General features: G+C 32.2%; 10 protein-coding genes and 3 tRNA genes. 3 read left to right on the plus strand and 10 right to left on the minus strand.

Annotation, left to right across the window (positions count from 1 at the left end; translation table 11 throughout):
* Window position 1: 1 nt before the first annotated feature.
* The gene (locus tag G4D72_RS05995; protein ID WP_166076719.1) at window positions 2–616 is read left to right on the plus strand and encodes an NUDIX hydrolase; all 615 of its coding nucleotides are present in this window, start codon (window positions 2–4) and stop codon (window positions 614–616) included.
* A 67-nt stretch (window positions 617–683) separates the two neighbouring features.
* Here G4D72_RS05995 and G4D72_RS06000 read toward each other — a convergent pair whose 3' ends face one another.
* Window positions 684–2,393: a M14 family zinc carboxypeptidase gene (locus tag G4D72_RS06000; RefSeq protein WP_166076720.1), complete on the minus strand. Its 1,710-nt coding sequence runs from the start codon at window positions 2,391–2,393 to the stop codon at window positions 684–686.
* An 85-nt stretch (window positions 2,394–2,478) separates the two neighbouring features.
* Between G4D72_RS06000 and G4D72_RS06005 the strand changes: the two genes are divergently transcribed.
* Window positions 2,479–3,828, plus strand: coding sequence for a DEAD/DEAH box helicase (locus G4D72_RS06005; RefSeq protein ID WP_166076721.1), 1,350 nt, complete (start codon window positions 2,479–2,481; stop codon window positions 3,826–3,828).
* Window positions 3,829–3,834: 6 nt separating this feature from the next.
* On the opposite strand, the gene G4D72_RS06010 is transcribed toward G4D72_RS06005, so the two are convergent.
* From G4D72_RS06010 to G4D72_RS06035, 6 genes are all read right to left on the minus strand, one after another.
* The gene (locus G4D72_RS06010; protein ID WP_166076722.1) at window positions 3,835–4,428 is read right to left on the minus strand and encodes a YkgJ family cysteine cluster protein; all 594 of its coding nucleotides are present in this window, start codon (window positions 4,426–4,428) and stop codon (window positions 3,835–3,837) included.
* Window positions 4,429–4,581: 153 nt separating this feature from the next.
* Entirely contained in the window at window positions 4,582–5,190 is a 609-nt protein-coding gene (locus tag G4D72_RS06015; protein WP_166076723.1) for a YkgJ family cysteine cluster protein, read from the minus strand.
* A gap of 215 nt (window positions 5,191–5,405) precedes the next feature.
* Window positions 5,406–6,542 (minus strand): endonuclease, encoded by a 1,137-nt coding sequence (locus tag G4D72_RS06020; RefSeq protein ID WP_166076724.1) that lies wholly within the window; start codon window positions 6,540–6,542, stop codon window positions 5,406–5,408.
* Between the two features lie 12 nt (window positions 6,543–6,554).
* A complete protein-coding gene (locus tag G4D72_RS06025; protein WP_166076725.1) occupies window positions 6,555–7,772 on the minus strand; it encodes an RsmB/NOP family class I SAM-dependent RNA methyltransferase in 1,218 nt (405 codons plus the stop codon).
* 172 nt (window positions 7,773–7,944) lie between these two features.
* Complete coding sequence (locus G4D72_RS06030) at window positions 7,945–8,442, minus strand: hypothetical protein (RefSeq protein WP_166076727.1); 498 nt, start codon at window positions 8,440–8,442, stop codon at window positions 7,945–7,947.
* Window positions 8,443–8,499: 57 nt separating this feature from the next.
* On the minus strand, window positions 8,500–9,291 hold the full coding sequence (locus G4D72_RS06035) for a hypothetical protein (RefSeq protein WP_166076728.1): 792 nt from the start codon (window positions 9,289–9,291) through the stop codon (window positions 8,500–8,502).
* Between the two features lie 94 nt (window positions 9,292–9,385).
* Between G4D72_RS06035 and aroC the strand changes: the two genes are divergently transcribed.
* Window positions 9,386–10,444 (plus strand): chorismate synthase, encoded by a 1,059-nt coding sequence (gene aroC, locus G4D72_RS06040; RefSeq protein ID WP_166076729.1) that lies wholly within the window; start codon window positions 9,386–9,388, stop codon window positions 10,442–10,444.
* Between the two features lie 545 nt (window positions 10,445–10,989).
* Here the strand turns inward: aroC and G4D72_RS06045 are convergent.
* The 3 genes from G4D72_RS06045 to G4D72_RS06055 form a co-directional block, all read right to left on the minus strand.
* Window positions 10,990–11,054 (minus strand) — tRNA-Cys (locus G4D72_RS06045).
* 218 nt (window positions 11,055–11,272) lie between these two features.
* Window positions 11,273–11,341 (minus strand) — tRNA-Tyr (locus G4D72_RS06050).
* A gap of 78 nt (window positions 11,342–11,419) precedes the next feature.
* Window positions 11,420–11,488, minus strand: a tRNA-Cys gene (locus G4D72_RS06055).
* Between the last annotated feature and the right edge of the window lie 95 nt (window positions 11,489–11,583).

Raw genomic sequence — 11,583 nt, forward strand, 5'->3', positions numbered from 1 at the left:
AATGTATAAAGTTTTTGTAAACGAGAAACCACTTTTTTTGACAAATAAGATTGAAAAGGAAACAAATTTCAAATTTTATCTGTTAGAAACGGTTAATATTCCAAAAGTAATCTCAGAATTATTTTTGAATAAAATTCAAAGTGCTTATTTGTATCATTCCGATGAAAAGTTGATTATGAAAACTTTGAAATCGAAAATTCCTGTCGCAAAAGCGGGTGGTGGATTGGTATTTAACGCCAATGGTGAAGTTCTATTTATTTTCAGAAATGGAAAATGGGATTTACCAAAAGGCGGTATAGAAAAAGACGAAACTATCGAAAATGCAGCCATGCGAGAAGTAGAGGAAGAGACTGGAGTTTCGGGTTTAAAAATTACTGAAAAGTTACAAAAAACCTATCATGTTTTTAAACGAAACGGAGTTTTTAAATTAAAAATCACCTATTGGTTTAAAATGCAAACGAATTTTACAGGAAAAACTTGTCCGCAAGAAAAGGAAGGCATTTCAAAAGCCGTTTGGTTAAAACCTTCAGAAATTGAAGCCGCTTTGGGTAATTCTTACGAGAATATAAAGTTGTTGTTTGAAACTGAACACGCCAATGTATCCATTGAAAAATAAGACCATGTGCCAATTCTAAAGTTCGTATGGAAAATGGCACATTGACAAATTGAAAATCGGTTAATTTTTAATTTACTCTAAAAACTGGATACATCATATACGCTTTTTCAAAGTATTTGGAGTGTTTGTACACCCAATCCAATTGAGCGCCACCATTATCTGCAAAAGCTTTATCTGCTTGTTTTTTGGCTTCAAATTCTTGTTTTAAAACAGGATTTTCATCTAATATTTGCTTGGCCATATCTTCAAAAACATAACTAGAGTAGCCTTCTTTTTGTTGTAAAATTGTATCGAAGAAATTCCAATTAAAATACGAATCAACGGCTTCTGGTTCTAAAGTTTCTAGTAAATATTTCACACCTAATTGATTCGTAGAAATTTTATAATCGCCCGCTCTAAATTCCATTTTCTCTGTGTTTTTTGTTACAGTTGTATTGTAATGTCCGTAATGTCCTTCATAAGCATTTTTACCCGTTTGAAACGAATTAATTTTATACACTTCAACTTCTATCACTTCATTTTTAGAAATTGGAGTCATTTCAATGTGGTTCAATTTTAATAAATCTATGATTTGCCATTGACTTTGTGGCACGATATAATATTTCGGAATTGTTACAAATTTTGTGGGTTTGTAATTTCCATAGAAGGGAATTTTCTTAGTAAAGGGTTTACTTTTATCATAATACAATCTGTCTTTTCCTGAAATTTCACTTGGTTTATAACCGCCTTCATATCCTTTAAAATCCATGTAAGATACTTTTGAAGAATCGATTGCCCAACTTAAAGGATAGGATTTTCCTGCTTTGAAATCCTCTAAATTTTCTTTTCTTAGTAGTTTGATTTTTTCCCAATTCGCATCGGTATAATTGATGGCAGTAACCATAAATTCATAAGTCGTTTTCACTCTGTCTCTATATGGTTTTAGCATGTGTGTTTCAGGAACAAATCCTAAGGTATTGAAAAGGGTAGTGTAGCCAGTAGCATAACGTGGTGTATCTGTAAATTGTTCGTAACCTAAATCTGGTTTTGCACCATGAATATTTACATACGGAATCACATCAATTTTCTTTTTCAACATGTCTTTTACCATTTCTGGATACATTTCATTTTTGAAAAAGTTTCCTAATTTCTCTCCTAAACGTTCGTGTTGGGTTGCAATACAAGTAAACGTATATTGATAATCAGCGCCATTTGAAACGTGATTGTCTAAAAACACATCAGGATTTACAGTATGAAAAATTTCTTGAAAACTTCTAGAATTTCTGGTGTCCGATTTTATAAAATCTCTGTTTAAGTCGTAATTTCTTCCATTGCCTCTAAAACCGTAAGCTTCTGGTCCGTTTTGATTGGCTCTAGAAAACGAATTTCGATTCAACATGCCATCAATATTATACACAGGAATCGCTACAACAATCGTGTTTTTTGGAACTTTTATTTTTGCATTAGCCAAATCTCGCATTAACATCATGGTGGCATCTATTCCGTCTGGTTCACCAGGATGAATCCCATTGTTGACTAATAAAACGGCTTTGTTTTGAGTGAATGAAAAATCTTTATTCTCAGAGAAAACAACAATATGTAACGGTTTTCCACTATCGGTTAACCCCATAGTTTTCATTTCAATTTTTTCTGAATGGGCATCTAAAAGTTGATAAAAATCAACACATTCTTCATAAGTAGACGATTGATTTTGATTTCCTTTTTCATAAGGAGTGCTAAGATTTTTTTGAGCGTTTACTAATAAAGAAGCAAACAGAAATAAGACAATAAAGCGCATAATTAAAATTTTGAATTCCAAAAGTAAGGATTAAACTTTGTACTTCCAACTTCGTACTTCCAACTTTAAAAACTATCTTTGCCACATGAATAAAAATTTACATTCCAACAATATACTTTTGAATTTAGGTATCGAAAGTTTAAATAAAATGCAAGTTGCTGCAGAAACGTCAATATTAATTGATTCAGATGTGGTATTACTTTCTCCAACAGGTTCAGGAAAAACCTTAGCTTTTTTATTGCCTATTTTTCAATTATTAGAAGAAGACAATAATAAAGTACAATGTTTAATTATTGTTCCTTCACGAGAGTTGGGTTTGCAAATTGAACAAGTTTGGAAAAAAATGGCGACTACTTTTAAAGTCAACATTTGTTATGGTGGCCATTCTATCGAAACGGAAATTAAGAATTTAAGCAATCCGCCAGCAGTTTTAATTGGAACGCCTGGAAGATTAGCCGATCATTTAGAGAGAGAAACGTTTGATCCAAAATACATCAAAACCTTAGTTTTAGACGAATTTGATAAATCGCTGCAATTAGGATTTCATGAAGAAATGCGTTTTATTATTGGGAAATTAACTAATTTAGAAAAACGCATTTTAGTTTCTGCAACCGATGGCGTAGAAGTTCCAAAATACACCAGAATTGAAAATCCACATGTATTAAATTATATTGATAAGAAAAAATCAGAAACTAATTTAGATTTTAAATTGGTGATTTCTAAAGAGAAAGACAAGATGAATTCATTATTTCATTTAATCTGTTCTTTAAAATCTCAGAATGCTATTATTTTCTGTAATCATAGAGAAGCAGTAGAAAGAATTAGCGATTATTTAAATGATAAAGGAATTTTCTCTGTTTTTTATCATGGTGGATTAGAACAAGAAGAAAGAGAACGTGCGTTAATTCAATTTAGAAACGGAAGCATTTCGTATTTAATCACAACCGATTTAGGAGCTCGCGGATTAGATATTCCAGAAATGAAAAACGTAATCCATTATCATTTACCTTCAAAAGTGGATGAATTTACACATAGAAATGGTCGTACCGCACGTATGATGGCCACTGGAACGGCCTATATTATCATTCACGAAAGTGAGAAAAAGGTAGATTACATCGATTATGATATGAAAAAAATTGATGTTTCTAATTACAGTGTACTTCCTAAACCACCAGAATTTAAAACCATATATATCAGCGGTGGAAAGAAAAACAAATTGAACAAAGTTGATATTTTAGGTTTCTTTTCTCAAAAAGGAAAATTAGAAAAAGGGGATATTGGTTTAATTGAAGTCAAAGATTTTGTATCATTTGCTGCAGTAAAATATGCGAAAGTGGCGCCTTTACTGAAAAACATCAAAGATGAAAAAATGAAAGGCAAAAAATATAAAATTGAAGTTGCCCGAAATGTAGTAAAAAATACTTTAGAGGATTAATTTGTTTTAAACTTCTGGAAAATCTCTGTAAGCATAATACTGTAAAACTTCTTCAATGGCAAGCTGTAAAGCTTTGTTAATATGGACGTAAAGGTTTCCTAAACGAAAATCTATTTGAGATAAATTCATGTAATAATCTGTAAAAATCGGCACAGACAATCCGTTATTTATAGCTTCATTCGTTTTGTTATAGTTTTCAGTTTGTTGTTCTTTAATGATTGAGCAGGTTGCCAAACGCAATTGCGCAAACTTATCACGAGTTGCACCATAACCAAATAATCTACATACTAATCCTCTATATTTATAGGTGTTGCATTTTCCATTATATAAATCTGAATCGGAAATCGGATTGTAATTATAACAAATAGGGTTGGAGTGGTTTACTAACTTTTCAAGTAGGTGTTCTGCTTCACCAATTTTAAATAAATGGAAAGCCCAAGGTAAAAATTCAAGTGGCGAGGCTTCCATAGTTGGATTGGTACAACATTTTCCACAACCAGCATTGCAAAACAAATGAGTAGTTTCGGTAAATGTTTTTAATTCTTTTTCCAATTGATCAAATAATATTTCAATTTCTTGGACTTTACTTGCTATGGACATCCTTCTTTTTTTGCGAATTTACGTTTTAAATAAATTGCTTACAAATATTAAAAATTGTTTTGTCGATTAAATGAAGCGAGAAATCAAATAAAGTAGCCAAGATTATGAGATTTCTCCTTATGTCGAAATGATGAACTGTTCGAAAATTAGAACTTAAGCAATATTTTTGAAACCATTTGGCAAAGGTCGATACGCGTAGTATTGCAAAACTTCTTCGATTGCAAATTTCAAAGCCTTATTTATGGGTAAAATTATATTGCCTAAGTGATGATCAATTTGTGATAAATTCATATAGTAATCGGTAAAAGCAGGAACAGGAAGTCCTTGGTTTATGGAGTCAGTTGCATTTTCGAAATTTTCGGCTTGTTCCTTTTTAATAATTGAACAAGTCGCTAAACGCAATTGTCCGTATTTATCTTTTGTAGCACCATAACCAAATAATCTACAAATTAATCCGCGATAGGGATAGTTGCTGCAACTGCCATTTATTTTATCTAAAAGTGTTAATGGATTATAAATAAGACAAATTGTAGAAGATTTTATTTCTAATTCAGCTAAGATTTTTTCAGCATCACCATTTAAAAAAATATGAAAAGCCCAAGGTAGAAATTCTAAAGGCGAAGCTTCTATGTCGAGTTTGGTACAACATTTACCGCAACCTGCATTGCAATGTAATTTGGTTTTAGTTTGAAACGTGTTTATTTCAACATCAAGCTGACTAAACAAGTGTTCAACAGCGGCAATTTTAATTTCAATGGACATTATTTTTTTATAAATGTACGGTTTAATACTGTCGAAACAAGTTTATTAATCACAAACTTGGTAATATAGTATTTAATTTTTTTTCAACAGATTCGCAGACCTTTTATATTTTTTAAAATTGGTGAATTTGTGGTCGAACTTTTTTATTCATTATTCAAAAAAAAATCCCTAACTATTAAATAATTAGGGATTTAGATATATCTTTAAAAACTAAATTAATTCACAATGATTTTTTTAGTTAAACTTCCGTTTTCAGCAGAAATTTGTAAGAAATAAAAACCTTGTGGTAAATTATTTAATTTGTAAATATTCTGATAGAAAATTGGATTTTGAATATCTTTAATAACTTGTCCGTTGATGTTTACAAGTGATAATTTTGTAATCGTTTCCGTAGTGAAAATTTCTACTTCATTAGTATTTGTTGGGTTAGGGTAGATGCTTACAGCATTATCTGCTAAAAAAGATTCAGAAGATAACAATGCATTTACTGTGGCACATTGAGTTGACCAAATGTTACAAACATAAGAAGGTGTATCTATGAATGGATTTCTATTGCCTTGAAACGCATAGTTTGCATTGTTTTGAGCGATTTCTTTAGGTGAAACCGGATCTTGTAAATGCCATTTTATTAAAATTAATATAAAATCGTCAGAAAAAACTTTATTGATACTACCATCAAACATATTCTTAGCTTGACAAGTTGCTCCATTTGCTGTGTTATAAAAATCATCCATTAAATCTTCATATCGAGTAGCAAAATAGAAAAAAGAACGTGCAACATCACCTTTAAAAGCATCGATTGGTTCAAAAACTGTAGAAGAATAGTTAGAAAACGCATTAACAGTATTTGGTCCTCGTTTTGATCCATTTGAAGAAAGATAACTTCCAGAAGCCACAATACCAAAGGCTAAATTGCCTCGATCGCCATTAACTTTTCCATCAGAAGGAACAACATGAAAAGGATCATTTTTCATAGGATCAACCAAATAATTATCAAAGTAGGATTGTGGTACTAAATGTTCTCTATTGTAACAATCACCCTCTCCTGAGTAAGAACCACATTGCTGTGAAGTACTTGTAAAATTATAAGTATCTACACCATTTGGTTTTTCGGTGTATAAATCTAGTAATGACCCATCATTTTCGTAATAGTTATCTCTGTATGCAGATTGGGTATATAAATTCCATAATGCGGAATAGCCCTGATCAATATGACCAGCAGATATAATAGATTTTAACTGTGTTTTTAAAGCATAACCACTTCCTGTTGCTGAGCTGTAATATCCAGCAGGAATTTGTGCAAAGCCGAAAATTGCACTCAGAAGTAATAGTAAAGAGTATGTTTTTTTCATAATTATGGGGTTTTAATTATTTCGAGTTAAAAGTGCCATGTAAAATCCGTCATAACCAGATTCGTGCGCTAATACTTTTTTATCTTGTACAAAGGTAAAGTTTTTTCCAATTTCAGTGGCTAAAAATTTCTTTACTTGTTCCTGATTTTCAGAAGGTAAGACACTACAAGTTGCGTAAACCAATTTTCCACCTGGTTTTACAATTGGTGCATAACTTTCTAAAACTTCAGCTTGAACTTTACGAATGTTGTCTACAAATTCTGGTTTTAGTTTCCATTTGGCATCTGGATTTCTCTTTAGAACTCCTAATCCACTACAAGGTGCATCAATCAGCACTCTATCCGCTTGACCGTGTAATTTTTTAATTACTTTAGTGGTATCAATTACACGATATTCGATATTATGAATGCCGTTACGTTTGGCACGAATTTTTAATTGTTTCAATTTGCTCTCGTACAAATCCATGGCGATAATTTGCCCTTTGTTTTGCATTAAACAAGCCATATGAAGGGTTTTTCCTCCAGCACCAGCACATGTATCTACCACTCTCATTCCAGGTTGAATGTCTAACATGTGTGCCACCATTTGTGAAGAAGCATCTTGTACTTCAAACATTCCATTTTTAAAAGCATCAGTCATAAAAACATTTGCTCTTTCTTCTAATTCTAGAGCCTCTGGATAATCTTCTAGCGCTTTAGTATGGATGTCTAATTTTAATAATTCTTGCTTTAAGGTTTCTTTATTCGTTTTGATGGTATTGGTTCGTAAGATTACTTTAGCGGGTTCATTTTGAGCCTTAATTTCTTTAGACCAAACAGTTTCTCCTAATTCTTTTAAACCAATTTCATCCATCCAATCAGGTATAGATTCTTTAAATTTTCTATCTTTTGACAATTCGTCAAATTTACCTTTTATCTTTCTAACAGGTGTTCCTTCAAAATATTTCCAATCTGGTAAGGTGTATCCTTTTAAAGTTGCCCAAACTGCAAACATTCTCCAAATACTATCTCTTTCAAATGGTTCTTTTTTAACTTCAGCAATTTCTGCATATAAACGTTTCCAACGTACTATGTCATAAATGGTTTCAGCTACGAATTTTCTATCGCTGCTTCCCCATCTTTTATCTAATTTTAAGGCTCTCGCCACAACTTTATCGGCATATTCTCCATCATTAAAGATGGCCATTAAAGCGTCTATTACTGCAAAACTAATGTTTCTGTGAAATCTCATGTATTTTATAACTAAAAAATGCCTGCAAAGATAGTAATTTAATGTTAGTTATACATCTAAAATATAAATAATCACATAGTACGTTTAAGTGAAAAAGACATTTAAAATAAATTTCACATAAAAAAAAGAGCCCGATATTATCGGACTCTTGTTTAGTTATAACAAAAAAAAATTAGAATCTGTATCTGATACCTAATGCAATATCAGAACCAAAATTATCATTTATTCCATCAGAAAAATAAAATTCTGGTCTGTAATCTAAAGACAACTGAATTGGAATGTCGAAGTTGTATTCAATTCCAATATCACCAGCTCCAAAAAGTACTGTATTCGATTCGCCATTAAATTTTTGATTTCCAATGAAGTAATCATTTGTACTCCAAGATCCGATACCTCCACCTAAACCGGCGTACCAATTAAATCCTCCATCAATATTCCAAACCCATTGATGTAAAGCAGCTAATTTAACAGCGTCAACACTATTACTATTTCTCCAACCTAAATCAAATTCTAAACGAGTATCTTTCGACAAACCTCTTTGATATGAAACTTCTCCACCAAAGCCATCGTTATCTCCTAGTCTAAGTCCTAAAGCATTTTTAGAAATGTTTTGAGCCTGAGCAAATACTGTTCCTAACAGTAAAAATGCGAATAAAAGTGTTTTTTTCATACAATAAAAATTTAATATTAGTTACAAATGTAACGCATTTAGTAGGAAAATAGTGTGTTAATTAACGTTAAAAGTATCTAAAAATTCTTTTTGAATTTGTGTATTTGAAGCAGGAATGCCTATTTGATTGGCAATTGCCGCATCTAAACTGTAGGTAGTTAATGTGTTAGTGTGAACCACACCAATATTTCTTGATATGTATTGAGTAGATGTTATTACATCTTGTGGTGCTAAAACTTGCACTGGAAAACCAGCAATGGTAGTTGAAGCTTTTATGTTTAATACAATTTTTGTACTAATTACATTTGGATAGACTTCGTTGTTTGGAGAGGTAAAGGTGCCAATATTTTCACCGCCAATAGCTTTTAATTTATATTCTATAGTAAGAGGAATGTTGTTTACAGTTTGTTGAAAAGAACCTGTTTTTTCATTTAGCAATTCACCTGATGAAGCATATTCTTTAAATATGATAAAATCTACAAGACTAAGGTCTAATCCAACAGGTAAGGTTTGACCTTGCGGAACATTTAAACTTCCAGTTAGTAACAGTTTTCCAGATTCTTTTCTTAAATTATTATTGTTTAAACAAGAAGTGTAAAAACCTGTGGCGATGTTGTTTCTATTTTTAAATTTTTTGTAAGTGAAAGAACCAATGGTTTCATCGCCAAATATATATAAAGAATCTCTAGTATTTGTAGTACCTTCCACATCATAAGTCCAATAATTTCCATTATTTAAAGGAAGTGCATCGGTAAAAGCAGTTGTTACATTATCATTTGGCGAATCGCTGTTTTCATCTGAACAAGAAAACAATAAACTACCTATCAGAACTAAAAAAATATTTTTCATTTTAAATGTTATTTTGATTTTAATTTTGCTAATATAAAAAAAACATTCTATATTTTTGTTTGACTTTTTATAACTGTAACAATATATTTAACAAATGGCGAATACGATAGGGAAAATTTTTACACTTACAACTTTTGGAGAATCACACGGATTGGCTTTAGGCGGAATCATTGATGGTTGCCCTTCCAATGTAACCATTAGTTTAGATTTTATTCAATCTGAATTGAACAGAAGAAAACCAGGACAGTCTAAAATTGTTACACAAAGAAAAGAAGCTGATGAAGTAAAATTTTTATCAGGAATTTTTGAAGGTAAAACTACAGGAACTTCAATCGGTTTTATTATTGAAAATGAAAATCAAAAGTCGAATGATTATGATCATTTAAAAGACACGTTTCGACCTAATCATGCCGATTTTACTTACGATCAAAAATACGGAAATAGAGATTATAGAGGAGGAGGAAGGAGTTCTGCAAGAGAAACCGTCAATTGGGTAGTCGCTGGCGCTATTGCTAAACAAATTATTCCTGAAATTAAAATTAATGCTTTTGTTTCTTCAGTTGGAGAAATATTTATAGATAAACCTTATCAAGAATTAGATTTTAGTTTAACAGAGACCAATCCGGTTAGGTGTCCAGATTTAGAAACTGCTTCAAAAATGGAAGCCTATATTTCAGAAATAAAAAAAGAAGGCGATTCTGTTGGTGGCACGATTACTTGTGTCATTCAAAATGTACCTATTGGTTTAGGAGAACCTATTTTCGATAAATTACATGCGCAATTAGGTAAAGCCATGTTATCTATAAATGCCGTAAAAGGTTTTGAATACGGTGGTGGATTCTGTGCAGCAAAAATGAAAGGAAGCGAACACAATGACTTGTTTAACGAAGACGGTACCACAAGGTCTAACTTGTCGGGTGGCATTCAAGGTGGAATTAGCAACGGAATGGATATTTATTTCCGTGTAGCTTTCAAGCCAGTAGCCACATTACTACAAAAACAAGAAGTTTTAACCAATGACGGGAAAATTATTGAACAACAAGGAAAAGGTCGCCATGATCCGTGTGTAGTTCCAAGAGCGGTACCCATCGTAGAAGCTTTAGCCGCAATGGTTTTGGTAGATTTTACTTTGATGGATAAGGTGAATAAGTGATAAATTGTAAATATGTTTGAGAAATTATTTTTTGCGATAGTTTTAACTATAGTTATTGCTTTTCTTTATAAGTTTAGAAAAAAAGAATTTGATTATTCTAATAATTCTAGATATTATAATTTGCTTTTTTTGACAATTTTTATTGTTATGATAATTGTTATAGCATTTGTTGTAGAGCTTCTTAAATGGATATTTAAATAAATACATATTCAAACTAATCATTGTGAATGCTATTAAAAGAAATATTTGGCACAAAAAAACTCCTTAATTTCACCCAATACCGCGGATATGCAATTCGTGCCATTCAAAACTCATATAATCTATAAAAATAAAGCACAAAAAATCTCCTTAATTTCTTAAGGAGTTTGATATTGGTGGGCGATAGCTAGTTCAGATTCCTCGGAAAGGGGTTCGAACCCCCGACCCTCCCGATTGCATCGGGATGCTTTGAACCAGCTAAATAAATCTTTTAAAATTATATATAAAAAAAACTCCTTAATTTCTTAAGGAGTTTCATATTGGTGGGCGATAGCAAGTCCCGATTCCTCGGAAAGGGGTTCGAACCACCGACCCTCCCGATTGCATCGGGATGCTTTGAACCAGCTAAGCAAATCTTTTAAAAATAGACATAAAAAAAACTCCTTAATTTCTTAAGGAGTTTCATATTGGTGGGTTCCGATTCCTCGGAAAGGGGTTCGAACCCCTGAACCTCCCGATTGCATCGGGATGCTCTGAACGAGCTGAGCAAGTCATTAAAATTAGTCATAAAAAAAACTCCTTAATTTCTTAAGGAGTTTCATATTGGTGGGCGATAGCTAGTCCCGATTCCTCGGAAAGGGGTTCGAACCCCCGACCCTCCCGATTACATCGGGATGCTTTGAACCAGCTAAACAAATCTTTTAAAATTAGGCATAAAAAAAACTCCTTAATTTCTTAAGGAGTTTGATATTGGTGGGCGATAGCTAGTCCCGATTCCTCGGAAAGGGGTTCGAACCCCCGACCCTCCCGATTGCATCGGGATGCTTTGAACCAGCTAAACAAATCTTTTAAAATTAGGCATAAAAAAAACTCCTTAATTTCTTAAGGAGTTTGATATTGGTGGGCGATAGCTAGTCCCGATTCCTCGGAAAGGGGTTCGA

The organism is Flavobacterium difficile (genome assembly GCF_011392115.1).
GTDB classification, from domain to species: Bacteria; Bacteroidota; Bacteroidia; order Flavobacteriales; family Flavobacteriaceae; genus Flavobacterium; species Flavobacterium difficile.

What these genes read in the sequence shown, in the direction of transcription:
- G4D72_RS06005 (WP_166076721.1), top strand. Translation starts at nt 2,479, where the DNA reads ATGAATAAAAATTTACATTCCAACAATATACTTTTGAATTTAGGTATC.
- G4D72_RS06015 (WP_166076723.1), bottom strand. Translation starts at nt 5,190, where the DNA reads ATGTCCATTGAAATTAAAATTGCCGCTGTTGAACACTTGTTTAGTCAG.
- G4D72_RS06000 (WP_166076720.1), bottom strand. Translation starts at nt 2,393, where the DNA reads ATGCGCTTTATTGTCTTATTTCTGTTTGCTTCTTTATTAGTAAACGCT.
- G4D72_RS06020 (WP_166076724.1), bottom strand. Translation starts at nt 6,542, where the DNA reads ATGAAAAAAACATACTCTTTACTATTACTTCTGAGTGCAATTTTCGGC.
- aroC (WP_166076729.1), top strand. Translation starts at nt 9,386, where the DNA reads ATGGCGAATACGATAGGGAAAATTTTTACACTTACAACTTTTGGAGAA.
- G4D72_RS06010 (WP_166076722.1), bottom strand. Translation starts at nt 4,428, where the DNA reads ATGTCCATAGCAAGTAAAGTCCAAGAAATTGAAATATTATTTGATCAA.
- G4D72_RS06030 (WP_166076727.1), bottom strand. Translation starts at nt 8,442, where the DNA reads ATGAAAAAAACACTTTTATTCGCATTTTTACTGTTAGGAACAGTATTT.
- G4D72_RS06035 (WP_166076728.1), bottom strand. Translation starts at nt 9,291, where the DNA reads ATGAAAAATATTTTTTTAGTTCTGATAGGTAGTTTATTGTTTTCTTGT.
- G4D72_RS05995 (WP_166076719.1), top strand. Translation starts at nt 2, where the DNA reads ATGTATAAAGTTTTTGTAAACGAGAAACCACTTTTTTTGACAAATAAG.
- G4D72_RS06025 (WP_166076725.1), bottom strand. Translation starts at nt 7,772, where the DNA reads ATGAGATTTCACAGAAACATTAGTTTTGCAGTAATAGACGCTTTAATG.